Below are 24296 nucleotides of genomic sequence, written 5' to 3' on the forward strand. Positions count from 1 at the left end.
CAATCAAGGAAGGGATAAAAAAAGCCGCTGCGCCATGGCCCGATCCAGTTTGGCGCGATACACCGCGATATAGTCATGGGAACTCTGTGCCCGGGCGTACAACGCCTGTTCACTCAGGGTGCGCTGTTGGGCCGTTTTCAAGTGGGCCACGTCAAAGTCGGCGGCGAGTGTGTCCATTGCCTTGTAATGAAAATGTGCAAACCACAACTCATTACCATCCAAAGTGCTAATGGCGTATTCCTCAAGATAATCCTTGCGCTGGCCTTTGGACAAAAACCGCCGCCTCCCCACGCGGGTAATGTTTACCTCGCCCTGGGCCTTTAAATACTCGACGTTGGCACCCGTTGGCGGCAGCCGCTTGATAATGCTGATGCGCAGGCTTCGGCCCTCGGCGCGCAACCTGCCGGCCGCCGCCTTCAGGTCGGTAATTAATGCCAAAGCGCCAGCTCTGCGCTCTTGAGTCAGGGGCTCAACCTCAGGGCTGGATGTGAGCACAATCCGCTCCATCTTCTGCGCCACCTCGTCGAGTGAGCTGGCTTTGAAGCTCAGAATTTCTTCTATTTCGATCGGTATTCTGGATGTTGCAGCGCTTGCCCTGTTCTGTGCAATGACTCCCGAAATCCGCTCCAGCAACGTGCGGGCGTCAGCCTGGAGTCGGGATAACGACTTGGCTTGTGAAGCCTGAAGAGTGGGTGGTCTGCTGCTACCGATTTCTTCCCATTCTCCCGCCTCTGTTTTGCGATAGGAGCGGATATTCATTTGATCGATGCCCTCAGTCACATCGACGATTTCATCTTCAGACTCCGAGGACGGAGGACGACGCTGCCCTACCAGCGTCAGGTTTTTTGTGGTCTTGATTACTTGCTGAGTCCCGCGGGACGATCCTGCCCCGGCTCCTGGCTCATTGATCAGGCGACTGGGGCCTGGCCGGGGCTCTTCTGCTTCAGAAGAGGAGCTTTCGGACTCACGGATAACATTCTGCATCTGGGCTTCTGCAAACGTTCTCAGGCTGCTTAGAACCTCAATAATGTCGGGCAGATATTCATTACGGAAATGCTCGGAGCCAAGACTGACAAGGTTCTGGCAAACGCCTTCCGCTGCGTCGTATTTTTCGATGGTCTTATCGAAGAAATCGAGATGCTCTCCGGGATACTTCGTCTCTTCACGGCGCAAGCTTAATTGCGACCAGGCGGTATCAATCAATGTTCCTTGCCCGAACAGATCAAATGCATATTGCTCTTCAGGTATGAGGTTGACCGCATCACGGCGGATCACCAGTTCGCACAGGGTTTCCAGGTAGGCGGCGGACCAGTGGCGGTCGAAATAATCCCGATTGGGTTGATTGATTATCTCTTCCAGTGCGCTGTATCTGGGCAACGGCCTGGTTCTGACCTCATCAAGGGCGTCGCACTCGCGCAGCGAGTTTTTATATAACCGCGCCTCTAGCCGTTCGGCCTGTTTCAAGTTGGTAATCCAGCGCTCATAGGGAGCACTCGAGCCATTGTTTATCTCTGCCAGAACCTCCAGCAGCGAAGCGGTATAAGAGACCCTGGAGTTGGATACCGGCAGTTCACGGAGCGCTTCTTCCAGGTAGTTCTGTAATTTGAACAGCCTCAAGGTCAGCTGTACCCAAGTCTCCTGTGTTCTGGCCTCAAAGCCCTCCAGGGGGATAATTTGGTTCGACCTGGTTTTGACGTTGATCATGTCCAGCACACCCGCGCGCCACGCTTCCAGCTCAGCTTCGTAGCGATCAACAAACGTCGCTCGCCGATCGGGAAATTTAGTCAGCAACTCTTCAGTCAGTTTCAGCACTCGGTCGCGCCTCAGAAGCTCTTCGTCCAGGCGTTCGGCCTCTTGCTGCAACGCGGCCACTTTCTGGGTCTTTTTCTCGCGCAATGCCTGAATGGTTTTTTTGGGACCGCCGCCGCGCAATCCCAAACGCAGATCGAGTTGCCACTGCCCGGCCTCATCCCTTCTCAGGCGCGGGCCAAATCTTTCAGGCTGCCTGTCGTCCTGGATCACCAGCCCATCCGCGTCACGGCCAACGCGATAGGTTTTGGCACCGATCTGCACATATGACTTGCCCTCATGGTTGATAACACCTTTTAAGGGGCCTACTTCGATGCGCGTGCCCTGGCTCAAGTCCAGATCCAGCACAAAAGTGTCCAGGCTTGCCTGCTGCAGCTCTGTCAAACGGGGCTGAGCACTGAACCATGAGAAGTCCAGGGACGAATACTGGCTGGCAGCACGGGGTTCAATATCGGGCTGTTTCTTTTGCGCGATAACGCTAGCGGACACTGGCTCAACCGCCGGGAGGGCCTCAGGTTTATAGATCGTAAACAACGGTTCATCGACAGGGGCACTCAAGCGTAACCGGGCATTGGCTTTTGCCTTGAATCTCAGACCTTCGTGCAGAAGTGCCAGGCTGATATTGAATAAAAGATCGATAACCGTTTGTTGCCCCGCCTCTTTATCGCCATCAATTCGCGCCTGCAAACCGCTATCAAGGCTCAACAGGGTCTGAAAAAGCCAGGCGGCTTTCTGCAAGGGCCCACTGAGGAAAAACGTCAACCCGTTAAACAGGCTCCAGCCATAGTGCTTGAGCAGCATCCAGCGACGCTCAGAGGTCGACACCGTCTGGTTGTCCGCCATGCTCATCAACGCACTGACGTTGGCGTCAAACATCGCCCCGTAGTAGTTGCCCACCAGGCTACGCGTACTCAAGGTCGCCGGGCGACGTGGCAACAGGGCCAAAAAACCCTCCAGCAGTACATTCTCCAGATGCGGTCGCGCAAAACCGCCGTCGGCGTAATAACCACGGGCGTCATCGTCGAGCCAGGTCAATATGCTTTCTTGCAACTCACCCGGATGCTTGATGGCGTCAAACAATGCGGGCCAGCTGGCATACTCCAACAAGGGTTCAGGGGCAAAAGGCCGGTACAGGATAAAGGGCCCTGTCTGGATATTCAGCGAGCCGAAGACAAACATGTTCGCCGCCGTATCAACTCTGGCCCCTTCATAGGCGTAAAAGCCCAGGGGCCGCACGCACACATAGTCATGGCTGACCGACCGTTGCGCGTCGTGGCGCATGACCTGGGTGACCACATGCAAGCCCTGCGGGGTAAAACCGGCTTGCCCCCTGATTTTTTTCTCCAGGGCCAACAGCGGCAATTGAATTCTCAGTTGGGCCGCATATAACGCCTCGCGCTGCATGACTTGCTTGTCGTCGTCCACCAGGTAACCCTTGAGTAGCGCGATATAGCCCACTCCCACATCCAGCTCATCCACAAGGCTTTTCACGTAGCCACTGGTCAACCAGTCAGGTACTGGGGCGCCTGTGCGATCCTTGACCGCGATCAGGCCGACTGGCCAGCCGCCTCTGTAGCCAAGGACAAACTCGACAAAAGACAGCACATCGTCGCTGAAAACAGGCAGCTGCAAGTTTTCGACCCCCACGTCATGTATCTCAATGTGCGAGATATCGAGGCCTGACCGCGGATGATCGCGCTCGATGCGTTGCCTGATCATTTTCTCGGCGTACACCGGCAATGCATCAATACCGTCCAGAAAGGTGCGGCCCCGGGTCTGGCGCTGCCAGATCACTTCTGCGCTCATCAACCTGCTGTAGTCCAGTTGATCCACGGAGCTGGCCTGCTTGAGCCACTCGGGCAATACGGAGATCACATTCTCCAGGTGCGGGCGTTCCTGCTCGCTGAAAAACGGGAACATCGCAGCCGCTTCGTCCAGCACCTGCTCCAGTCGCCCGACGCTCCATTTGCCTGCCTGAGCGGCTTGCCCCACACGCACCATGTTGCGCAACTGCTGGTCGAGCAAGGTGCGGGCCAGGCCGGTGATAAAGTCCCCCTCGGGCTCATGCAGACTCCAGCTCAACAACCGAACGGGGGCAACCTGCAACACACGAGTCAGCATGCAGGTAGCGAACGCCTGTACCGAGCTGAAGGACTCAACCCCGTGCTCCAGTGAATAACCGAGCACAATCAGGTGATCGGGCATTTGCCGGGTGATCAGCACCACACCCGGCAGTTGAAAGCGCCGCCGAACGTTGTTCTCTGTACCGTCGATATTGACCAGATAGGCGTGCACCGGGGTTTCGAGGGTTCCTCTGGCCCGATTGTCCCTGTCAGGGAAGGATGCAACCACCGCCAGCACGACTGCCTGATCGGCAGGCAAGGCAGGCACGCGGTTTTGCATCAGGGCGGCACCCCCCAGGGCCATCCGTAACACTTCGCTCAACCATTGAAGCGGGGCCAATGAGCCGTTTTGCCTGTCACTCCAGAATTCGGCCAGCGCCTGTTGATAGGCCGCAATCAATAACCCCGAATGGTCGTTGATGATGCTTTGCAGCTCCGCCATGTTCACCGCCAATGGATGCGCAGACAGTTCGTTTTTATCGACGCTCAGGCGGTGAACCCCCTGGATAAGCACCACCGGCGTTGAGTCGATAAAGCACTGAATCATCACATCCGCAACGGCCATGAAACGATAGCGCCTGGGCATGCCCGGTGAGTTCTCATGGCTCAATGGCTCAGCGATAGCGAGCTGCGTAAAATCCACGTTCAGCGCCGGGTATTTATCCTGTAGCGCTTGCTTGAACCAGCTGGCAACGACACCTTGAAACGTCGGGCGCAGGGCAAAACTGTGACCCGCAAAGCTACTCAGGGCCGAGTAGCGGATCATGGCATCAGGGGTGGTCGAAAGTGTTTTCATGACAGTTCATCGCGTTGAATTAGACGAGGGTTACGCCCGCGAGAGGCAGAACCGGATCGGCTGATTAAACGCAATGAATCCGCATTACAGGCGGTATCTGGATATGTACAGGATCAGGCACTGGTGCGCCGGCGCTGGACGAAACGACCGACGTAGTCATCTGCCGGAGCCTGCAGAATCTCTTGCGGGCTGCCGACCTGGATCAACTGCCCGTCCTTGAGTACGGCAATACGATTGCCAATGCGCAACGCTTCGTCCAGGTCATGGGTGATAAACACGATGGTTTTTTGCAAAGTGCGCTGCAATTCCAGCAACTGATCTTGCATCTCTGCACGGATCAAAGGATCCAGGGCACTGAAAGCTTCGTCCATCAGGATGATGTCGGTGTCGGTGGCCAATGCCCGTGCCAGGCCGACGCGCTGACGCATGCCGCCCGACAGCTGATGAATGAACACCTGCTCGTAACCTTGCAGGCCGACCACGGAAATCCAGTGGAGGGCCCGCTGCTGGCATTGCGCGACGCTCTCGCCCCGGACTTTCAGGCCATAGGCGACGTTATCCAGTACGTTGCGGTGAGGCAGCAGGCCAAAATTCTGAAACACCATGCTGATCTTGTGTCGCCGAAAATGGCGCAAGGCAGGCATGTCGTAATCCAGGATGTCTTCTCCGTCGACCAGGATCTGACCACTGCTGGGGTCGATCAGCCGATTGAGATGACGCACCAGCGTGGACTTGCCTGACCCGGACAAGCCCATGATGACAAAAACCTCTCCCGCCCTGATCGATAGCGAAATGTCATTGATGCCCACCACGCAGCCTGTTTCGGCCAGCACTTGGTCTTTACTCTTGCCCGCGCGGATCATCGCCAGCACGGCCTTTTCGCGATTGCCGAACACCTTGTAAACGTTGCGTACTTCAATTTTGTTGACGGTCATTTCTGATCCCCATGCCGAGGTCGGCCATAAGCCTGGGTAATGCGGTCGATGACCACCGCCAGAATCACGATAGCCAGCCCGGCTTCCAGCCCTTTACCGACGTTGAGGGTCTGAATGCCTACCAGCACGTCTTCGCCAAGACCGCGTGCACCGATCATCGAGGCAATCACCACCATCGACAGGGCCATCATGGTGGTCTGGTTGATACCGGCCATGATGCTGGGCATGGCCAGCGGCAATTGCACACCGAACAACTGTTGCATCGGCGTGGCACCAAAGGCATTGATCGCCTCCATCACCTCGCGGTCGACCTGGCGCAGGCCCAGATCGGTCAGACGGATCAGCGGTGGTACGGCATAAATCACAGTGGCAAAAATCGCTGGCACCTTGCCCAGGCCAAACAGCATCAGCACCGGGATCAGGTACACGAAGCTGGGCATGGTTTGCATGATATCCAGCAGCGGCATCAGCACCGAACGCAGACGGTTGCTGCGGGCGGCCAGAATCCCCAGCGGGATGCCCAGCAGCACAGCAATCACCGTGGCCACCAGCATCAGCGCCAGGGTCTGCATCAGCTTGTCCCACAGGCCAACAGCACCTACCAGGAACAACAGGCCGACAATCAGCAAGGTGCTGAAAATTTTGCGCGTGGCATGCCAGGCAATGGCGCCGACGATGATCAGCATCAGCCACCACGGGGTCAGGCGCAGCAGGTTTTCGAGGTGGATGATGGCCCACAGCAGCGTGTCGGAGATGTGCCGAAACACATCGCCGTAGTTGCTCACCAGCGCATCAACGCCATCATTGACCCATCCTGCGATGGAAAACGTCAGATTTTCAGGAAACATGCGGTGCTCTTGTTCAAGGAATTAATTCGCTTTAAGCGCCGCATCGACCTTGGCCGCCGCTTCAGGAGTAACCCAGGCATGCCAGATCTGCGGTTGCTCGCGCAAAAAGGCCTGCGCCGCCTTACTCGGTTCGGTGCGTTTTTCGCTCATTTGCGCCAGGGTTGTGTTCAGCAGATCGATCGGGAAATCGACCTTCTGGTAGAACTCGACCAGTTGCGGGTATTGCTTGCTGAACGGGGTCGACACGCCGATCGCCAGTTTCGCCGGCAAGGAGCGGGTGCCCTTGGGGTTGGGATTGTTGGCGTCGGCCAGGGTTTTCCAGGCTTCGGCATCGAAGGCAGGCTCTTCGAGTTTTATCAGTTTGTAGCGGCCAATCAGCGGGGTTGGAGACCAGTAGTAAAACAACACCGGTTTGCCACGCTTGATCGATGAGCTGACCTCGGCATCCAGCGCCGCGCCGGAGCCTGTACGAAAGTTCACGAAGTCCTTGTCCAGCCCGTAGGCCTTGAGCTTTTGGCTGTTGACGATTTCAGAGGTCCAGCCGGTAGGGCTATTTAGAAAGCGACCGCGAGAAGGGTCTTCCTGATCGCGGAAAACATCTTTGTAGCGTGCCAGATCGTTGACCGACTTCAAGTCCGGGGCCAGTGCCTTGATGCCTTTTTCAGGGTCGCCCTTGATCACATACTCCGGCACCCACCAGCCCTCGCTGGCGTTCTTGACGATATCGCCCAGCCCCAGCACCTTGCCCTCGGCTTCGGCCTTGATCCACACCGGGCTGCGCCCTGCCCACTCTTCACCAATCACTTGAATATCGTTTTTGGCCAGTGCTGCTTCCAGACTGACTGTGCTGCCGGGCAATGTGTCCGTCGCCACGTCGTAGCCTTTCTCTGTAATCAGGCGCAGCACTTCGGTAATCAGGCTGCCGCTTTCCCAGGTGATATCACCAAAGTGAACCGGTGCCTTCTGCTCGGCCAGCACCGGTTGGGTGATCAATGCACAGGCCAGCAGCGGACCACCGAGCCATTTTTTCAAGTTATTCATGCGGATTCTCTTGTTATGGAGGGGCGGTAGGTGGGTTGCGCGGTGGCGTGCATGGCGCAACGCTTGAGGGCGCGAACCATGTAGTCACTCACGCTGCGCCGGGATATGCCCAGCTGTTGTGCGATTTCGGGATACGTCAGGCCATTGACCCGTGATAGAACGAAGGTTTCCCTTACCTTGTCGGGCAAACCATCGAGCCGGGCATCAATCATCTGCAAGGCTTGAATTGCCTGGGCCAGGGTCTCTGGCGAGGGGAAATGAAGGGGTTCTTGCTGTTGCACGCTCATCAGATAGGCCCGTTCCACATCCCGGCGACGCCACAGTTGAAAGATCAGACGCCGGGCGATAGTCGTCAACAACGCACGCGGCTCGCGGATGACCTGCCCCTGAGGTGCGCTTAAAAGATGGGCAAACGTGTCGGCCGCGATGTCTTCAGCGTAGCTGCTGGAATCGAGGTAACGGCACAAACGTGCATGCAGCCACAAATAGTGGGTGCGATAAAGCTGGCTCACATGGTCGCGGTGAGCGATGTCGGCGCCGGACATAGGGGCTCCAGGAATTAAACAGAACGGTATGTCCGGTGATCCGGTGCGGCGATCCTAGCAAATGGTTTTATGCAATTTAAATACTAAAAAAACATTTGTTTATTCGTTTCAGCTATTAAGTATGGCTCCACTACTGCAACACGTCATACCCGAACTCAGCCGCTTCCTGCCGATAATCGAGAACCATCTGATAATCCGCTTCACTGGCTGGTAAAACTTCCCGCAGCCCCAAGGTTAGAGCTACTTCGGGTAATTGCTCCAAGGCCGTATTCATTGCCTGGCGAATCTGCCCTGCGCCGTCACGTCCGGCACTGAGCGCAGTGATGTAAGGCAAGGTCGGGCTGGAGGCCGTACGCGCCACAATCCGCAGCCCGGCAACTTCTGCCGGCGCATAGCGGGCCAGGTAGGCATAGGTCACGCTGTCGATGGCGGCAAGGTCGGCCCAACCTTCGCGCACCCAGCGCAGGCTTTGCCGGTGCGCGCCGCTGACGGCCACGGAGGCAAAAAAGCGCCCACCGCGCTGCAGGGGCGCAAGGCGATGGCGCAATAGATTCATGCCGCTGTTGGAGTGCTGATCATTGATCACCCCGCGGCTGCCCGCGAAAGCGCCCAGATCGCGGCGCGGATCTGCATCACGGCTGACAATCACACTGCAATGCTCCCCCCCATTGCTGTCGGGCCATTCGTAATGCGGGCGACCGACCAATTGCACCTGACCGCGCAACTGGGTCAACAGCGGATAACCGCAGGTCTGGCTCAGCAACAACTCGGGGGCCCTGAACAACTCCAGCAGGCCAAGGCCCCGGGCATCGCCACGGGTATGCTGCAAAAGCTCGAGAACACGGGTCAACCAGCGTTCATTGGCTTCGCTGACCTGCTGGGGGGCTACATACATTGCCAATTCGGCATAACGGCCAGACATGGAAGGCACCTTGTGAAATTAACTGAACGGATGCTGCGGGCTATCAATCGCCTGCACCGCGTGACGGCGAATCAGTTCACCGTAGCCTTGCACCAGAAAACCGCCGCTGCGCTGCTGCCACTGCTCTCGTCGCGCACGGTAGACCCTGGGCATGTAAAACCACGGCAAACCCGGTAAATCATGGTGCACCAGATGCAAGTTGAGGTTCAGGAACAGCCAGGTCCAGGGCCAACCGGCTTCATTGAGTACCGTTCGCTGTTCCGGCCGGGATGCGGGACGGTGCTCATAAAAGGAACGAACCATGCCCACTGACAAAACCGGCACGGTAACCAGAAATACATACTGCCAAACAGCCAGTTCGCTGCAGTACGCGATGAAGGCAAACATCAGCATCGTGAAAAAACCGTGGGTCAGCCACATGCACCAGGCTTTCCGCTCGCCGCTGCGCAGGCGATGCAACTCCTCCCTGGCCATGCCGAACAATGCCAGGGGCGGGCCCAGCAGCAGGCGTCCGGGCACCGTTTTGTTCAGCCAGAGCAAACCACGCAGCAGACTGGAACTGCCCTGCCAGTGAGCCTGGCTTAAATAGCGGCTTTCGGGGTCAATGCCGGGCAAGGTCAGGTCATGATCGCGGTGATGCTGCAAATGGCTGTCCCGATAGAGGGTATAGGGGTACCACAGCGCAAAAGGTGCGTAGCCCAGCACCTTGTTAAGGTTACTGGAACCTGTGGGGTGGCCGTGCAGCAGTTCGTGCTGCACCGACATCCACAGCACCACCACCGGGATCAGCAGCACAATCGTCCAGCCAGCGCCAAGCACCGGGCTGCCCAGCAGCAACGCAAACCAGGCGGTGGGAACGGCAAGCAGCAATAACCAGGTAGGCCACTGGGTTCGACCGGTGAAGGTACGGGACAAGGCCTGGATGTCCCGTTGTTGGGCGCTATCGAAATAATGCGACATCTGATGAACTCAAAACAGGTTTGAATCCTTGTTGCGCCAGTCGCAGTTTTCTTGCAGATCGATTGGTTATGAGCTTAGAGGTGTTTGCGTACGGGTCGAAAAGCAAACCCCGGAAACGCAAAAAGCAGCCCGAAGGCTGCTTTCTGTGTGTTTTTTGAAACTGCGTTGCTCCAAAAAACAAAATTTGGAGCGGGAAACGAGACTCGAACTCGCGACCCCGACCTTGGCAAGGTCGTGCTCTACCAACTGAGCTATTCCCGCAATAATGGCGTCCCCTAGGGGACTCGAACCCCTGTTACCGCCGTGAAAGGGCGGTGTCCTAGGCCACTAGACGAAGGGGACGTTGCCCGAAATGTACACGTACATTTCAGTGCCAGATCACTAACAAACGTTAGTCTCTTGGCTTTCACTCAACTTCGCCCGAAAGCAAAGCTGCTTAAAAATGGAGCGGGAAACGAGACTCGAACTCGCGACCCCGACCTTGGCAAGGTCGTGCTCTACCAACTGAGCTATTCCCGCAATAATGGCGTCCCCTAGGGGACTCGAACCCCTGTTACCGCCGTGAAAGGGCGGTGTCCTAGGCCACTAGACGAAGGGGACGTTGCCCGAAATGCACACGTACATTTCAGTGCCAGATCACTAACAAACGTTAGTCTCTTGGCTTTCACTCAACTTCGCCCGAAAGCAAAGCTGCTTAAAAATGGAGCGGGAAACGAGACTCGAACTCGCGACCCCGACCTTGGCAAGGTCGTGCTCTACCAACTGAGCTATTCCCGCAATGGCGTCCCCTAGGGGACTCGAACCCCTGTTACCGCCGTGAAAGGGCGGTGTCCTAGGCCACTAGACGAAGGGGACACACTACAACTTCACTGGTTACATGCGTTTGGCTGTTCGCTTTACGCTGCAATTGGCGCGCATTCTAGGGATGGATTGGAAGGTCGTCAACCCCAATATGAAAATATATTGAAATCAATGACTTCCCCCCTATTAAGGCGTTTTCCTACAGAGTCTCGAGGCAAGCTCTTGGCGCCTATATTCCGGCACCCTACAAGGAGTTATGATTGCCGGACCTCAGTGATGGCAGTTTGCTGCCCAGTCGATCCTCACCCCCGTCCTAGCCAGGCACTGCGACTTCACCGAGACAGCGCATCTACACCCACAAGAGGTTTTAACGTTGACGCCCACCATGATCGCCCTGCTTGTCGTCGTCGGGATCGCACTGTTGATTGCCATCGTCTACATCAACCATATAGTGGAAAACAACAAACTGGAGAAAGCCCGCCTCAAGGTCGAGCTTAACGACCGCATCCGTCGTTGCAGCGAGGTCAACGAGACCTTCCCCGGCCAGTTGATGTCTCCCGCCCTCAAACTGCTGCTTACCCGCCTTGAGCTCAATGCGACACAGCGCCTGTTGCTCCTGGATAAATCCAGCGCGGCATTAAAGGCACAAGTGACCGAGCTCGGCGGCCTGATTGCCAAGGGCGAGTCAATTCCTGTCAACAACCCGCCCAACCCGGTGCTGACCGAAGCCAAAGCCAAGGACGTACGTTTTTTGCTTGAAACACTCCACGGGCAAATCACCCGTGCGGCCAAGGACGGTTTTTTGCCGACCAACGAAGCCAAGCAGTGGCTCACGGAAATTCGCCACTTGCTGGTGGTGTTGCATATCGAGTTCTTCAACAATCTGGGCAAGCTGGCCCTGCAGAAAAATCAGCCCGCACAGGCGCGCCTGGCTTTCGAACGTGCCGTACAGTACTTGCGCAAACAGCCGGTACCCGCCATGTACAACGCCCAGATCAAGGATTTCGAAGCACAACTGGCACGCGCCAACGCACAAGTGCAGAGCGCACTTGAGCCGACCACGGGTGAAGTCAACGAGCTGACTGAAGGTTTGAAGACAGACGAGGCCGATGCCGACTGGAAGAAGAAGTCGATTTACGACTGACAGACACATGCCATCTGTGCAGCTGTCGGAGAAACCAGGGAATGCGATGTAAAGCCCAGGACGGGCCAGAGGGGTAAAACATATAAAGGCAGCCCTTGGGCTGCCTTTATATTTGACGTCAGGCTACCGGATTGATTGGCTTTTCCGGGTACCACACGTCCAACAGCGGGCTAACTTCAACGGTGGTCAGCTCTGGACGCGCTTTGAGCCAGGCTTCAACAGCAGCACGCTGCTCTTCGCTGACCGAACCGCGCTTCTGCAGGCAAACCAGACCGTAGTCGTCGCCGCCAACATAACCCAAGCCGTTAGCTTCCATGGCTTCTGCCAGGAAAGCTGCCAGGAATGCATCGATAGCCTCTTCCGACAGGTCTTCTTTGAAATCCAGGTTCAGCTCAAAACCCAACTCCTGAAATTCATCAACGCACAGTTTTTTGCGCAGACGCTGGGAACGATTAGTAGCCATTGAACAATCCTCTTAAGTAATAACGGGCGGCACTTTAGCAGCTTCGGCCGCCCGGCGCCCGGTTCCGTGTGAACGGTTCATCGTTTTCTATACTTTATCCGCGAAACCCTGTAACAGGTGGATGCACAACCCCGACAACCTTGGGGCATAATGCCAATACTTTTATGACCATTGAGGGAACTTTTCATCATGCCCTCGTATTTCCCCCCCTCGCCTGCAGGGTTTTACTTAATATGATCAAATCTTTACGGCCACTGTTTCTCGCCAGCTTTTTTCTGCCACTGGCCTTCGGCGCCAACGCCGCCCCTGTCAATACCACCCTCACACCAAAAGTTCAGCAAGCGCTCAAGACCAACAAACTGGGCGACGACGCCCTGTCCCTGGTTCTGCTGCCGCTAAGCGGCCCTGGCATCCCCACTGTCTACAACGCCGATGTATCCATGAACCCGGCCTCCACCATGAAACTGGTGACCACCTACGCCGCCCTGGAAATGCTTGGCCCGACCCATCAATGGAAAACCGAGTTCTACACTGATGGCACGCTGAACAATGGCATTTTGCAAGGCAACCTGTACCTCAAGGGCGGCGGCGACCCCAAGCTCAACATGGAAAAACTCTGGCTGTTGATGCGCGATCTGCGCGCCAATGGTGTGCAAAAGATCACCGGCGACCTGGTACTCGATCGCAACTTCTTCAATCAGCCGCAACTGCCGGTATTCAACGACGACGGCAATGACAAGAACAAACCGTTCCTGGTCAAGCCCGACTCGCTGATGGTCAACCTCAAGGCCCTGCGTTTCGTGGCGCGCAACGATGGGGGCAAGGTTCTGATTTCGGTCGAACCACCAATTGCCAGCATCAAGATCGACAACCAGGTCAAGGCCGTCAACACCAAACAATGCACCGGCGACGTGCGCTACAACCCGGTACCGCAAGCCGACGGCTCGGTACTGGTAACCGTCAGCGGGCAACTGGCCGATGGCTGCAACTCGCAGACCTATCTGTCCCTGCTGGACCACGCGACCTACACTGCTGGCGCCGTACGCGCTATCTGGAAAGAGCTGGGTGGCAGCATTCAAGGCCAGGACCGCCAGGCCAGCGTACCCAAAAATGCCAAGCTGCTGGCACGCGCGTTCTCGCCCGACCTGGCCGAAATCATTCGTGACATCAACAAATACAGCAACAACACCATGGCCCAGCAACTGTTCCTGAGCCTGGGCGCGCAGTTCCGCAACGATGCTGACGGTGACGACGCCAAGGCCGCACAGCGCGTAGTACGCCAATGGCTGGCGAAAAAAGGCATTACCGCACCCCATTTGATCATGGAGAACGGTTCCGGCCTGTCCCGTGCAGAGCGCGTCAGCGCGCGGGAAATGGCGCAAATGCTACAGGCTGCCTGGAAAAGCCCCTACGCTGCCGAGTTCATCAGTTCCATGCCCATTGCCGGCAAAGACGGCACCATGCGCAAGCGCCTGAAAACCACGGCCATGAACGGCCAGGCCCATATCAAGACCGGCACCCTGAACACCGTGCGGGCCATTTCCGGCTTTAGTCGCGACAGCAACGGCAATACCTGGGCAGTGGTGGCCATCCTTAACGACCCTCGTCCGTGGGGCGCTTCGGCGATTCTGGATCAGGTTCTGCTCGACCTGTATCGTCAGCCGCAAATCCCGAATAGCGCGGTATCCATCGCCCAGTAGGACATTTGCCAGGCAATAAAAAACGCCCCCGATTTTGCAATCAGGGGCGTTTTTCATTGTGGGAGCGAGCCTGCTCGCGAAGCAGGCGACCCGCTCAGGCGCAAAACTGCGGTGATGCCATCGCGAGCAGGCTCGCTCCCACTACAGGCCCACCCCTGCAAGAAGCAGGCAGGCCAGTACTCAGCCGCTATTACCGGGCCATGATTTTCCAGGCACGGTGGATTTTGCTGTTGCGGGCAAAGTCCGGATCGATGGTGCTGGCAGTGATTTCTTCGACCGCGTAACGCGCTTCCAGATTTTCATCGAGGATGAATTTGCGGAAGTTGTTGGAGAAATACAGCACGCCACCCGGCGCCAGACGGGCCATGGCCAGATCCAGCAATTGCACGTGGTCGCGCTGCACATCGAAGATGCCTTCCATGCGCTTGGAGTTGGAGAAGGTCGGCGGATCGATAAAGATCAGGTCGTACTCTTCACGACAGGCATCCAGCCACACCATCACATCGCTCTGCTCCAGACGGTTCTTGTCCGAAAAACCGTTCAGGGACAGGTTGCGACGCGCCCAGTCCAGATAGGTTTTCGACAGGTCAACGCTGGTGGTGCTGCGCGCGCCGCCCTTGGCTGCGTGTACGCTGGCAGTTGCGGTGTAGCAGTACAGATTGAGGAAACGTTTGCCGGCAGCCTCTTTCTGGATACGCATGCGCATCGGGCGATGGTCCAGGAACAGACCGGTATCCAGGTAGTCCGTAAGGTTGACCAGCAGCTTCACACCGCCTTCATTGACCTCGGTGAACTTGCCCTGGGCACTTTGACGCTCGTACTGCTTGGTACCGCTCTGGCGCTCGCGACGCTTGACGATTACCCGGCTCTTGTCGATGTTCAACGCCTGCGGGATGGCCGCCAATGCATCGAACATGCGTTCCGAGGCTTTTACCGGATCAATGGATTTCGGTGCCACGTATTCCTGGACGTGAACCCAGTCGTGGTACAGATCGATCGCCATCGCATATTCCGGCATGTCGGCGTCGTAGACACGGTAGCAATCGATGCCTTCGCGCTTGACCCACTTGCCCAGCGCCTTGAGGTTCTTTTGCAGTCGGTTGGCAAACATCTGCCCGCCTTCGCTCAAGCGCGGCTGCTCGATCACCACCGGAGCCGGCTTGATCGGGTTACCGTTCTTGTTGAACTTCTCGTACTTGGTTGGCGCTTCGATGTTGGAAGGCAGATCGGACTCAGCCTGTTCGCGCTCAGCCTGACGCTGCTCGGGGGTACGGCGCTCGCCGGTAACGAACTGATCCGGCACCACCTTGATCAACAACAGCTTGCACGGCAAGGCGCCGTTCCAGAACGAATACTGCTTGTGGCTACGGATGCCCATACGCTTGCCCAGATCCGGAGCACCGGTAAACACCGCGGCCTCCCAGTTCAAGCAGGCCTGGCGCAGACGCTCGCCGAGGTTCTGATAGAGATAAAGCAAGCTCGCCTCATCACCCAGACGCTCGCCGTACGGCGGGTTGCAGATTACCAGGCCTTTCTGGTTCTGGTCCGGACGCGGCTCGAAGGTCGCCACTTCGCCCTGGTAGATCTTGATCCAGTGACTCAGGCCCGCGCGCTCGATGTTATTGCGCGCTGGCTGGATCAGGCGTGGATCGGCTTCATAGCCACGGATCCACAGCGGCGGCTTGGCCATGCCGATTTCGGCACGCTCGGTGGCTTCGTCGTGAAGTTTTTTCCAGATGGCCGGTATATGACCCAGCCAGGCATCGAAACCCCAGTGAATACGATTGAGGTTTGGCGCCATATCGGCGGCGATCATCGCGCCTTCGACAAGGAACGTACCTACACCACACATCGGGTCAGCCAGAGCAGCACCTTCGGCGGCCATACGTGGCCAGCCCGCACGGATCAGGATGGCCGCCGCGAGGTTTTCCTTCAGCGGAGCAGCACCCTGCTGCAGACGGTAGCCGCGCTGGTGCAGGCTGCTGCCTGACAGATCCAGCGACAGAATGGCTTCGCCACGGTCCAGGCGCAGGTGAATGCGCATGTCGGGGCTGATCTTGTCGATGGAAGGACGCTCACCGCTTGGCGTGCGCAGCTTGTCGACGATGGCGTCTTTTACCTTCAACGCACCAAAGTGGGTGTTGTCGATACCCGAGCCGTGACCGCTGAACTCAACGGCCAGGGTGCCATCCGGCACCATATGGTCTTGCCAGTCAACGTCCAGCACACCGTGGTACAGGTCTTCGGCGTCCTTCATCGGGAAGCGCTTGAGTACCAGCAACACACGGTTGGCAAGGCGCGACCACAGGCACAGGCGGTAGGCCGTCTCCATGGTAGCCATGCCTCGAATGGCCGAGGTGTGCTCGCGGGCTTCCTCAAGACCAAGGCCGGTGGCCTCTTCGAGAAGCAGGCCTTCAAGGCCTTTGGGACAGGTAAGGAAGAGTTCGTAACGATCCGACATGGGATTCCTGGGCTATTAGCTATCAGCGAGAAGGCGACGCATCGCCCGCTCCGTTTTCAATCAAGCGCTTTTCTTGAAGAGCGCTCGCGTGGCACGAAACTGTGCCGTTCCACCGAGGCGATCACTCATGCCCGCAGGCATGAACAGTTTAGACGCCGAGGCAGGTCATTCATCTGGAAACAACAGGTCATATACAGACCCTTCGTCGAATAGTCCCCCAGCAAAAGAGGCGGGTATTCGCGACGGGGAATGAAACGCATCCTCTTTGCAAACACTCGGCCTATCAGGCTTTGGTCGTATTCGGTGGTCAAAAAGCGACCTTACTTATGGCCTTAACACCATTATCGTTACGTCCTTATGACAAAACGATCATTCACACGCCTTGGCGCATTGGTTAGAACTCAACTCAGGTTACGGCCGCACAGGCCCTGACAAAATGCTCGCCACGCCGGCAGCGAGCACACCAACGGCAGAACACTCTGCCCCGGCCTCTGGAAGGCCGACGCTAAATAAACAGTCAACAAGTGAGGGCAATACCCTATGAGAAGACTTAAGCGTGATCCGTTGGAAAAAGCGTTCCTTCGCGGATATCAATACGGTGTTAACGGAAAATCCCGCGAGCTTTGCCCTTTTACTCTACCGTCGGTACGCCAAGCCTGGATTAACGGCTGGCGTGAAGGACGCGGCGACAACTGGGACGGTATGACAGGCACTGCGGGCATCCACAGACTCAACGAACTTCACGCCGTCGGCTAACTCCGGGCAAAATCCGACATCACCTCGAAGCTGTACTGACTCAACCTTGCCGCCCTTTCCAGGCGGCGGGCTACGGCCCAAGGGCTCCTTAGGGGAGCCCTTTTTATTGCCTGCCAATCAGCGCGCCAAGGCCGATATGGCGTCAACCGACTCGCGAATCAAGGCCGGACCCTTGTAGATAAAGCCCGAATAAATCTGCACCAGGCTCGCACCCGCAGTGATTTTTTCAGCTGCGTGTTTGCCCTCGGTAATCCCGCCCGCAGCGATGATCGGCATACGACCTGCCAGCTCACCGGCCAGTACTGACACCGTGTGAGTACTTTTCTCACGAACCGGCGCTCCAGACAGACCACCCGCCTCGTCGCCATGCTCCATACCTTCAACACCTGTACGACTCAGCGTGGTGTTGGTGGCAATCACTGCGTCCATACCCGTCTCAAGCAGCGCCTGAGCCACAAGCACGGTTTCTTCGTCTGTCATGTCAGGGGCGATCTTGATCGCCAGCGGTACGCGCTTGCCGTGGCGCTGAGTCAGCTCGTTCTGACGCAGCTGCAGGGCCTCGAGCAATTGCTTGAGCGAATCACCGAATTGCAGGCTGCGTAAACCCGGCGTGTTAGGCGAGCTGACGTTTACAGTCACGTAGCTGGCGTGCTCATACACCTTGTCCAGGCAAATCAGGTAATCATCGACCGCTCGCTCAACCGGCGTATCGAAGTTCTTGCCAATGTTGATACCCAGGATACCGCTGTACCTGGCTGCCTGAACCCGTGCAAGCAGGTGATCGACGCCAAGGTTGTTGAACCCCATGCGGTTGATGATCGCTTGCGCTTCAGGCAGTCGGAAAATACGGGGTTTGGGATTGCCCGGCTGAGGTCGCGGCGTCACGGTGCCGATCTCAACGAAGCCAAAACCCAGTTGTGCAAAGCCATCAATGGCCGCACCATTTTTGTCCAGACCTGCGGCCAGGCCGACCGGGTTAGGGAAGTCCAGCCCCATCACCGTCACTGGCAGCCTTGCCGGCGCCTTGCACAACAAACCGTTAAGCCCGAGACGGCCACCTGCGCCGATCAAGTCCAGGGACAGGTCGTGGGAGGTTTCAGGGGAGAGTTTGAAGAGCAACTGGCGGGCCAGGTTATACATGGGCTGATAGGACTCAAAGGGTTGCTTGAAGAGAGCGCGATTATAGCTGCGCGCTTCACTAAATCACAGGCAAAGAAAAACCCGGCCTGAGCCGGGTTTTTCTGAACAGCCTAGCTAAAAATTACTTAGCTTCTGCTTGAACGGTAGCTTCTACGCGACGGTTCAGGGCACGGCCTTCTTCAGTTGCGTTGCTTGCAACTGGGTTGGCTTCGCCGTGGCCAACTGCGTCTACGCGGTTGGCTGCAACACCTTGGTTAACCAGGGCTGCACGAACAGCGTCAGCACGACGCTGCGACAGTTTCTGGTTGTAGGCGTCTGGACCGATGCTGTCAGTGTAACCAGCAACAGTAGTGGTGGTCGCAGGGTACTGCTTCATGAAATCAGCAACGTTGTTGATGTCAGGCATGTACTGCGATTTAACAACCGACTTGTCGAAGTCGAATTTCACGTCAAGTTCAACGCGAACAACTTCAGCGATCGGAGCTTCTGGCTCTGGCTCAACTGGTGCTGGAGCTGGAACTGGAGCAGGAGCGACTTTACCGCCGTTACCGCCGAAGTTCACACCCAGACCAACGGTAGGAGCGTAGTCCCACTTGCCGTTGTCCAGTTTGTAGTCAGCTTCAACGCCAGCACGGGCGAACAGGTTGTCAGTGATGTACCACTTAACACCAGCGCCTGCAGTCAGGAAAGTCGACTTGTCGCGACCGCTGTGGCCGTCAGCCTCAACGTTGGTCATGCTCTTGTGAGCAACACCGCCGGAAACGTATGGACGCAGAGCGTCGCCTACGGTGCCGAAGTGGTACTGAGCGTTCAGACCAAAGTTGTCGCCTTTGATTTTCTGGTGGCCAGTGCCGTCATTCGAACGGGTGTGGTTGGTTTTGTCGTAGGTCAGGTTCAACGAAACGTCGTCGGTCAGGAAGTAACCGATCGATGCGCCTGGGTTGTAACCGTCTTCTACGTGCTTGACGCTGTCGTTGTACTGTTTTTTGTAGAACAGTTCACCCTCGACCGCGCCTTGGCCTTGTGCCAGGGCACCGAACGAAGTTGCGGCTACAAAGGAACCAATGGCAATGCCCAAGGTGTTTTTCAGTTTCATCCGTTAAATCCCCATCTGGTGATTGTAAAGCAGTCCCTCATACCGGGGGACAACTCGGCAGCAAGTCTATCAGACCTTGCCTACACGTAGAGCCATTTGCGCTGAACTAAGTTTCAGCAATGCCTGCAAATTTCTCACGCAATTTATCTAGAGCACGCTTGTAACGCATCTTTGTCGCACTCAAACCCATATGCATTATGTCCGCGATTTCCTGAAATTCCAGTTCTGCGACAAAACGCAGCACAAGAATCTCACGATCAATCGGATTTACATGCACCAGCCAGCGATCAAGTCCGCCCTTTTCCTCAGGTTTCGGCGCCTTTTCTTCGGACGCTTCCTCGAGGGGGTCAATACTTAATGCGTCCATCAAGCGACGCTTTCGCCGTTCCTTTCGATACTGTGTAATGCACTCGTTGTAGGTGATGCTATACAGCCATGTCTTGAATTTCGACTTACCTTCAAAATTTTTCAAACCGTACAGCACTTTCAGCATGACTTCCTGACAGACATCATCAGCGTCCCTATCGTTCCCTAAATACCTTGAACAAACGTTGAACAAAGTACGCTGATAGCGCCGCATCAGCTCTTCATAGGCACGTGTCACGTGAAACAACTCATCATGCGAGCGCGCCACCAGCTCCTCATCAGAGAGCTCGCGGGGGTCATAGCGCATGGATAGCGATTGTGCTTTATTCAAAACGAGTTGTGCCAACAGTCAGGTCAATGTCCGCCGCAACCAGTCAATCTTGGCTTTTTTGCGGCGGCGTACATTAGCAGGGTTTGCCGTGTTAGCGGCTGGTTACGTGCTGCTCCAGCAAGATCCGGTTCGAGATGGAGACTAGCTCACCCTCATCGGTCAGCAACGTGGTTTTAACCGTGCCAATTTCTTCGATCTGCCCTTCAACCTCGCCAATCCGCACTTCCTGACCAACCTGATACAGCTCACGCACATAGATCCCGGCCAGTATTTGCCCGGCGATTTCCCGGCTGCCAAGCCCCATTGCCAGTGCAATAGCCAGACCAACGGTAATCAACACAATAACAATCACATGGTTTAGCAGGTCGGTCTTGACCTCCAGCTGGCTGATAGCCACGGAGATGCTGATGATGATGACCAGCCCCTGGGTCACCCTGCCCAGCCCGCCGGCATAATCGAAGCCCACGCTCTCGGCAGCGCCACGCACCAGGCCGTTGAGCACCTGGGCCAGCAACACGCCTGCCAGCAGAACCAGCAGCGCACCAAAGACCTTGGGCAGATACACCGTCAACAGATCCAGCGCGGATGACACACGATCCAGGCCCAGAGACTGCGCCGCAGAAACCAGGAATACCAGCAGCACAAACCAGTAGACGATTTTGCCAATCAGCGTCGAAATGGGCACCTGAATTCCGACCCGGGCCAGAATCTTGGTCAAGCCCGTACCGCCCATCAGGCGGTCAAGGCCCAACTTGGCAAGCAGTTTGGACAGCAAGGCGTCGAGCAGTTTGGCAACCACGAAGCCCAGCAGTACTACCACCAACGCGCCGAAGAGGTTGGGAATAAAGTTGGCAATCTTGGTCCACAAGGCAGTCATTGCCGCGACCAGGCTTTGGGTCCAGACATTCAATTCCATGTTCAATCAGCCTTATCAACAGGGCGAGCAGCAGATTTGCGTCGCGAAACGGGCGCAATATGAGCCGAACCGCTATTCAAAGCAATCATCAGTGCTTGCATCCAGCGGCCCAGCAGGCTGAAAAGGTCTCCCGCACCGACCTGTCGGTTGGCGGTTTTCAGCACGCGACCCAGGCACGCATCGTCATCCCGGTTGGACGGCTCGGCCTTGAGCATTTCACGTAAGGACTGTTCAAACGGATCGTGCATAAGCACCTCTCGGTAAGTCAGTAAAAGACGAAGGGACATTTGCCGGGGTCACATTCACCCGGTCACAGCCACTGCAAACGACGGTAAAACCACCATTGCCCCGCCCCGATAACCAGCATCACGCCGCAGGTTATGGCAAAGCCATAAGAGTCATCGGAGAACGGTACGCCCCCCACATTGATGCCCAGCAAACCGGTAATAAAGGTGATCGGCAGAAAGATCCCCGTCAGCACGCCAAAGCGATACATGATGCGGCTCATACGCACGTTCAAACGCCGGTCTTCAGACTCGAGCACCAGCCCCACGCGCTCGCGGGTCAGTTCGAGCTCCTCCAGATAGCGGGTCAGGCTGTTGTTCAGTTCGTTCCAGTAGTCGGCATCATCGGCACTGAACCAGGGTAATTTGATACGCGTAAGCTGACCGAAAATATCCCGCTGAGGTGCCAGGAATCGACGCAAGGCGGCTGCCCTTCGACGAACCTGCAAGAGGCTGTTGTGATCAGGTGTGTACCGTTCGTCGGCATCTATTTTATCTTCTTCGTCATCGACGATTTCTGACAGTTCGCCGATCAAGTCCTGCACCTTCAATGTCAGGTGCTGGGCCAGGTACAGGATCAATTCAGAGGGATTTTTCGGGCCTTCACCCTGGGAAAACTCACTGAGCAACTCATCGGTGGCCCGCAATGGTCGCATGCGCAATGAGATCAAGCGCTGCGCACTGCCGAAAATACGCAGTGAAACCATGTCTTCAGGCTCTGCGCCGGGGTTCAGGTTGACCCCGCGCATAAACAGCAGCAGCTCATTGTTGGGGGCAGGCACCAGGCGCGGACGGGTATTTTCTTCAAGCAGCAGATCACAGTTGAAATCACTCAAGCCACTGGAATCACGCAGCCAGCTCTGGGTTTGCGGATGACTGCGATCCCAATGCAGCCAGAGGCTTTCGTGGGCCTGCAACTGAAGGTCGTTCAGCTCGGTGCGCGCAATCGAACGTGCGCCGCCTTCACCATCCAGCACCAGCGCATGCACCAGCCCCCATTGAGCGTTTTCTTCCTCGAACATCCGTGATCCTTAGTGGTAATGCGTTTAGCCCGGCATTTTCAGAGCGGTTGGCGAAATGATAACGCCATTATTGTCGGCATAAATGAATTCACCGGGGCGGAACGTGACACCCGCAAACGTCACGGGCACGTTGACATCGCCCACACCGCGACGGTTGCTCTTGAGCGGATGACTGGCCAAAGCCTGCACGCCGAGATCGGTTTGCGCGAGCACATCGACGTCGCGAATGCAGCCGTAAATAACAATACCTTCCCAGCCATTTTTTGCCGCCCTGTCTGCAATCATGTCGCCCAGCAAGGCATGACGCAGGGAACCGCCCCCATCGACCACCAGCACTTTGCCTTCACCGCTGAGTTCAGCCTGTTCCTTGACCCGGGAGTTGTCCTCGAAGCACTTGATGGTCACGATCTCGCCGCCAAAGGAGTCGCGCCCGCCGAAATTGCTGAACATGGGCTCAAGTACCTGCACCAGCTCAGGGTAGGCATCGCACAGATCGGGGGTGATGTAGTGATTCACGGGAAAGCTCCTGTTCAGGGTGGGCACAACAGTGAAAACAACGATAGCACTATGGGTTATAGACGCTTTGGACAAGCCCGGCTTTAAAAGTCGTCCAAGCCTCGAGCGGCAACCAATATCACATAAAAGAACACGTTATGACCACCTTGCGATATCGGGTCACACGCCATCCGCACCAGCTGCCGTATGAACGAAGCAGCTGCAGAAACACTGCAACTGTGGGAGCGAGCCTGCTCGCGAAGATCGTTCGCGAGCAGGCTCGCTCCCACAATAGAGGGCTTGACCTGCAACAGAGTATCTACAACGATTTCGTCGTGCCTTTTAGTAGCCAATCACGCACCAATGGCCACACTTCCTGCTGCGCAGACTGGCTGACCAGCATTTCAACGTGACTGTAATCAGAGCTGAAGCCATGCTCACGGCCAAGGGACACGAACATGCGCTGTTCTGAGCCCAACTGGTCGAACAGCTTGCGACACGCCCACTCCGGCGTTTGCCGATCACCCACCGCTGCCACCACCAGTGCCGGGGCCTGAACCTCGGCCAAACCGGCCCACCAGTCGCGCTCGGCGTCCTTGAAACGCCCCATAAAACCATTCCAGCGCAGGGTTTCCAGGGCGATGCTGACCGGCTCGTCTTCCGGGCCACGCTTGAGTCGCGTCCCCGACAGTTGCTTGAAGCGCTTCAACAACAGATAGGCACCCCACTCAATCGGAGGAATTTTCAGTGACCAGTAACGGCGATTGATCTGACAGCCAAAAAACGCCGCCGACGCCACATCCGGCTCACTCAGATACTTGCCCCCCAAGGCCGCGGCCAAACTGATGGCACCCTGAGAATGGCCGAGCCAGTGCGGAACTTGCCCGCTTTGCTCGCGAACAAATGCCGCGATGGCTGGCAAGTCGTAGCGGGCATAGTCCGCCACGCGATTTTTAGCCCAGCTAATATTTCGTGACGAAAGACCATGGCCACGCATTTCGGGCAGCCACACATCAAACCCGGCACGCGCCAAAAACGCCCCTAGCCCTGCCCCCTTGGGCGAGTACCAAAAACGCCGATTGGAAAAACTGCCATGCAACAGGATGACCGGCACGCCGCGTACCTGGCTGTCGTCGGCCATCCCCAGGCGGGTCACCACCAGTTCAACGGAAATATCCGGGCTGTTGGCCGGTTTCAAGCGATAAACGTCTTCGCTCAGATCGCCCCGACGCTCAGCGCTGATCAGGGCAACGGGAAAAAGGAGACTGCTGCTTTGCATAATGCTCTTGCACAAAAAAGGGCGATTTCACACAGGAACTCGCCCTACCACTGCCTATAAAGA

At 56.7% G+C, this 24296-nt stretch carries 20 protein-coding genes and 6 tRNA genes; 3 read left to right on the forward strand and 23 right to left on the reverse strand.

The features are described from left to right. Positions 1-3: 3 nt before the first annotated feature. From HBN79_RS20960 to HBN79_RS21020, 13 genes are all read right to left on the reverse strand, one after another. On the reverse strand, positions 4-4728 hold the full coding sequence (locus tag HBN79_RS20960; protein WP_169917141.1) for a DUF6543 domain-containing protein: 4725 nt from the start codon (positions 4726-4728) through the stop codon (positions 4-6). Positions 4729-4841: 113 nt separating this feature from the next. Further along, entirely contained in the window at positions 4842-5663 is an 822-nt protein-coding gene (locus HBN79_RS20965) for a glycine betaine/L-proline ABC transporter ATP-binding protein (RefSeq protein WP_095003136.1), read from the reverse strand. Next, the gene (locus HBN79_RS20970) at positions 5660-6511 is read right to left on the reverse strand and encodes a proline/glycine betaine ABC transporter permease (RefSeq protein ID WP_095003135.1); all 852 of its coding nucleotides are present in this window, start codon (positions 6509-6511) and stop codon (positions 5660-5662) included. The genes HBN79_RS20965 and HBN79_RS20970 overlap by 4 nt, the downstream gene beginning before the upstream one ends. Before the next feature lie 21 nt (positions 6512-6532). Continuing rightward, on the reverse strand, positions 6533-7552 hold the full coding sequence (locus tag HBN79_RS20975; RefSeq protein ID WP_095019630.1) for an ABC transporter substrate-binding protein: 1020 nt from the start codon (positions 7550-7552) through the stop codon (positions 6533-6535). After that, positions 7549-8097: a sigma-70 family RNA polymerase sigma factor gene (locus HBN79_RS20980; protein WP_169917142.1), complete on the reverse strand. Its 549-nt coding sequence runs from the start codon at positions 8095-8097 to the stop codon at positions 7549-7551. Before HBN79_RS20980 ends, HBN79_RS20975 begins: the two co-directional genes overlap by 4 nt. Before the next feature lie 130 nt (positions 8098-8227). After that, entirely contained in the window at positions 8228-9019 is a 792-nt protein-coding gene (locus HBN79_RS20985) for a PhnD/SsuA/transferrin family substrate-binding protein (RefSeq protein ID WP_169917143.1), read from the reverse strand. Positions 9020-9037: 18 nt separating this feature from the next. Beyond that, positions 9038-9979 (reverse strand): fatty acid desaturase, encoded by a 942-nt coding sequence (locus HBN79_RS20990; protein ID WP_095027219.1) that lies wholly within the window; start codon positions 9977-9979, stop codon positions 9038-9040. A gap of 185 nt (positions 9980-10164) precedes the next feature. After that, a tRNA-Gly gene (locus tag HBN79_RS20995) sits at positions 10165-10240 on the reverse strand. A gap of 5 nt (positions 10241-10245) precedes the next feature. Beyond that, positions 10246-10321, reverse strand: a tRNA-Glu gene (locus tag HBN79_RS21000). A 101-nt stretch (positions 10322-10422) separates the two neighbouring features. Continuing rightward, positions 10423-10498 (reverse strand) — tRNA-Gly (locus HBN79_RS21005). Positions 10499-10503: 5 nt separating this feature from the next. After that, a tRNA-Glu gene (locus HBN79_RS21010) sits at positions 10504-10579 on the reverse strand. Between the two features lie 101 nt (positions 10580-10680). After that, positions 10681-10756: transfer RNA gene (locus HBN79_RS21015), tRNA-Gly, on the reverse strand. Positions 10757-10758: 2 nt separating this feature from the next. Then, a tRNA-Glu gene (locus tag HBN79_RS21020) sits at positions 10759-10834 on the reverse strand. 331 nt (positions 10835-11165) lie between these two features. Between HBN79_RS21020 and HBN79_RS21025 the strand changes: the two genes are divergently transcribed. After that, on the forward strand, positions 11166-11924 hold the full coding sequence (locus HBN79_RS21025; protein WP_095003130.1) for a hypothetical protein: 759 nt from the start codon (positions 11166-11168) through the stop codon (positions 11922-11924). A 118-nt stretch (positions 11925-12042) separates the two neighbouring features. Here HBN79_RS21025 and HBN79_RS21030 read toward each other — a convergent pair whose 3' ends face one another. Continuing rightward, a complete protein-coding gene (locus HBN79_RS21030) occupies positions 12043-12387 on the reverse strand; it encodes a YggL family protein (protein WP_095003129.1) in 345 nt (114 codons plus the stop codon). 233 nt (positions 12388-12620) lie between these two features. On the opposite strand from HBN79_RS21030, the gene dacB reads away from it, so the two are divergent. Further along, positions 12621-14087, forward strand: coding sequence for a D-alanyl-D-alanine carboxypeptidase/D-alanyl-D-alanine-endopeptidase (gene dacB, locus HBN79_RS21035; protein WP_169917144.1), 1467 nt, complete (start codon positions 12621-12623; stop codon positions 14085-14087). A 190-nt stretch (positions 14088-14277) separates the two neighbouring features. Here dacB and rlmKL read toward each other — a convergent pair whose 3' ends face one another. Next, complete coding sequence (gene rlmKL / locus HBN79_RS21040) at positions 14278-16548, reverse strand: bifunctional 23S rRNA (guanine(2069)-N(7))-methyltransferase RlmK/23S rRNA (guanine(2445)-N(2))-methyltransferase RlmL (RefSeq protein ID WP_095025762.1); 2271 nt, start codon at positions 16546-16548, stop codon at positions 14278-14280. Positions 16549-17088: 540 nt separating this feature from the next. On the opposite strand from rlmKL, the gene HBN79_RS21045 reads away from it, so the two are divergent. After that, entirely contained in the window at positions 17089-17304 is a 216-nt protein-coding gene (locus tag HBN79_RS21045; RefSeq protein ID WP_095003125.1) for a ribosome modulation factor, read from the forward strand. Between the two features lie 117 nt (positions 17305-17421). Here HBN79_RS21045 and HBN79_RS21050 read toward each other — a convergent pair whose 3' ends face one another. The 8 genes from HBN79_RS21050 to HBN79_RS21085 form a co-directional block, all read right to left on the reverse strand. Beyond that, the gene (locus HBN79_RS21050) at positions 17422-18444 is read right to left on the reverse strand and encodes a quinone-dependent dihydroorotate dehydrogenase (protein ID WP_095003124.1); all 1023 of its coding nucleotides are present in this window, start codon (positions 18442-18444) and stop codon (positions 17422-17424) included. Between the two features lie 121 nt (positions 18445-18565). After that, positions 18566-19540, reverse strand: a complete 975-nt coding sequence (locus HBN79_RS21055) for an OmpA family protein (protein ID WP_095003123.1) — start codon at positions 19538-19540, stop codon at positions 18566-18568. 106 nt (positions 19541-19646) lie between these two features. After that, the gene (sigX, locus tag HBN79_RS21060) at positions 19647-20237 is read right to left on the reverse strand and encodes an RNA polymerase sigma factor SigX (protein WP_029611289.1); all 591 of its coding nucleotides are present in this window, start codon (positions 20235-20237) and stop codon (positions 19647-19649) included. 91 nt (positions 20238-20328) lie between these two features. Further along, positions 20329-21153: a mechanosensitive ion channel domain-containing protein gene (locus HBN79_RS21065; RefSeq protein ID WP_095003122.1), complete on the reverse strand. Its 825-nt coding sequence runs from the start codon at positions 21151-21153 to the stop codon at positions 20329-20331. 2 nt (positions 21154-21155) lie between these two features. Then, entirely contained in the window at positions 21156-21401 is a 246-nt protein-coding gene (locus tag HBN79_RS21070) for a CrfX protein (RefSeq protein ID WP_095003121.1), read from the reverse strand. Positions 21402-21463: 62 nt separating this feature from the next. Beyond that, on the reverse strand, positions 21464-22459 hold the full coding sequence (locus HBN79_RS21075; protein ID WP_095021009.1) for a CorA family divalent cation transporter: 996 nt from the start codon (positions 22457-22459) through the stop codon (positions 21464-21466). Positions 22460-22483: 24 nt separating this feature from the next. Next, positions 22484-22975 carry a ribonuclease E activity regulator RraA gene (gene rraA, locus HBN79_RS21080; protein WP_095019625.1) on the reverse strand — a complete coding sequence of 164 codons (492 nt, stop codon included), beginning with the start codon at positions 22973-22975 and terminating at the stop codon, positions 22484-22486. Between the two features lie 298 nt (positions 22976-23273). Continuing rightward, on the reverse strand, positions 23274-24233 hold the full coding sequence (locus HBN79_RS21085) for an alpha/beta fold hydrolase (protein ID WP_095025763.1): 960 nt from the start codon (positions 24231-24233) through the stop codon (positions 23274-23276). Positions 24234-24296: the final 63 nt, after the last annotated feature.

Source organism: Pseudomonas sp. WS 5051 (assembly GCF_012985715.1).
Classification (GTDB): domain Bacteria; phylum Pseudomonadota; class Gammaproteobacteria; order Pseudomonadales; family Pseudomonadaceae; genus Aquipseudomonas; species Aquipseudomonas bubulae.

What these genes read in the sequence shown, in the direction of transcription:
- HBN79_RS20960 (WP_169917141.1), bottom strand. Translation starts at nt 4,728, where the DNA reads ATGAAAACACTTTCGACCACCCCTGATGCCATGATCCGCTACTCGGCC.
- HBN79_RS20965 (WP_095003136.1), bottom strand. Translation starts at nt 5,663, where the DNA reads ATGACCGTCAACAAAATTGAAGTACGCAACGTTTACAAGGTGTTCGGC.
- HBN79_RS20970 (WP_095003135.1), bottom strand. Translation starts at nt 6,511, where the DNA reads ATGTTTCCTGAAAATCTGACGTTTTCCATCGCAGGATGGGTCAATGAT.
- HBN79_RS20975 (WP_095019630.1), bottom strand. Translation starts at nt 7,552, where the DNA reads ATGAATAACTTGAAAAAATGGCTCGGTGGTCCGCTGCTGGCCTGTGCA.
- HBN79_RS20980 (WP_169917142.1), bottom strand. Translation starts at nt 8,097, where the DNA reads ATGTCCGGCGCCGACATCGCTCACCGCGACCATGTGAGCCAGCTTTAT.
- HBN79_RS20985 (WP_169917143.1), bottom strand. Translation starts at nt 9,019, where the DNA reads ATGTCTGGCCGTTATGCCGAATTGGCAATGTATGTAGCCCCCCAGCAG.
- HBN79_RS20990 (WP_095027219.1), bottom strand. Translation starts at nt 9,979, where the DNA reads ATGTCGCATTATTTCGATAGCGCCCAACAACGGGACATCCAGGCCTTG.
- HBN79_RS21025 (WP_095003130.1), top strand. Translation starts at nt 11,166, where the DNA reads ATGATCGCCCTGCTTGTCGTCGTCGGGATCGCACTGTTGATTGCCATC.
- HBN79_RS21030 (WP_095003129.1), bottom strand. Translation starts at nt 12,387, where the DNA reads ATGGCTACTAATCGTTCCCAGCGTCTGCGCAAAAAACTGTGCGTTGAT.
- dacB (WP_169917144.1), top strand. Translation starts at nt 12,621, where the DNA reads ATGATCAAATCTTTACGGCCACTGTTTCTCGCCAGCTTTTTTCTGCCA.
- rlmKL (WP_095025762.1), bottom strand. Translation starts at nt 16,548, where the DNA reads ATGTCGGATCGTTACGAACTCTTCCTTACCTGTCCCAAAGGCCTTGAA.
- HBN79_RS21045 (WP_095003125.1), top strand. Translation starts at nt 17,089, where the DNA reads ATGAGAAGACTTAAGCGTGATCCGTTGGAAAAAGCGTTCCTTCGCGGA.
- HBN79_RS21050 (WP_095003124.1), bottom strand. Translation starts at nt 18,444, where the DNA reads ATGTATAACCTGGCCCGCCAGTTGCTCTTCAAACTCTCCCCTGAAACC.
- HBN79_RS21055 (WP_095003123.1), bottom strand. Translation starts at nt 19,540, where the DNA reads ATGAAACTGAAAAACACCTTGGGCATTGCCATTGGTTCCTTTGTAGCC.
- HBN79_RS21065 (WP_095003122.1), bottom strand. Translation starts at nt 21,153, where the DNA reads ATGGAATTGAATGTCTGGACCCAAAGCCTGGTCGCGGCAATGACTGCC.
- HBN79_RS21070 (WP_095003121.1), bottom strand. Translation starts at nt 21,401, where the DNA reads ATGCACGATCCGTTTGAACAGTCCTTACGTGAAATGCTCAAGGCCGAG.
- HBN79_RS21075 (WP_095021009.1), bottom strand. Translation starts at nt 22,459, where the DNA reads ATGTTCGAGGAAGAAAACGCTCAATGGGGGCTGGTGCATGCGCTGGTG.
- HBN79_RS21085 (WP_095025763.1), bottom strand. Translation starts at nt 24,233, where the DNA reads ATGCAAAGCAGCAGTCTCCTTTTTCCCGTTGCCCTGATCAGCGCTGAG.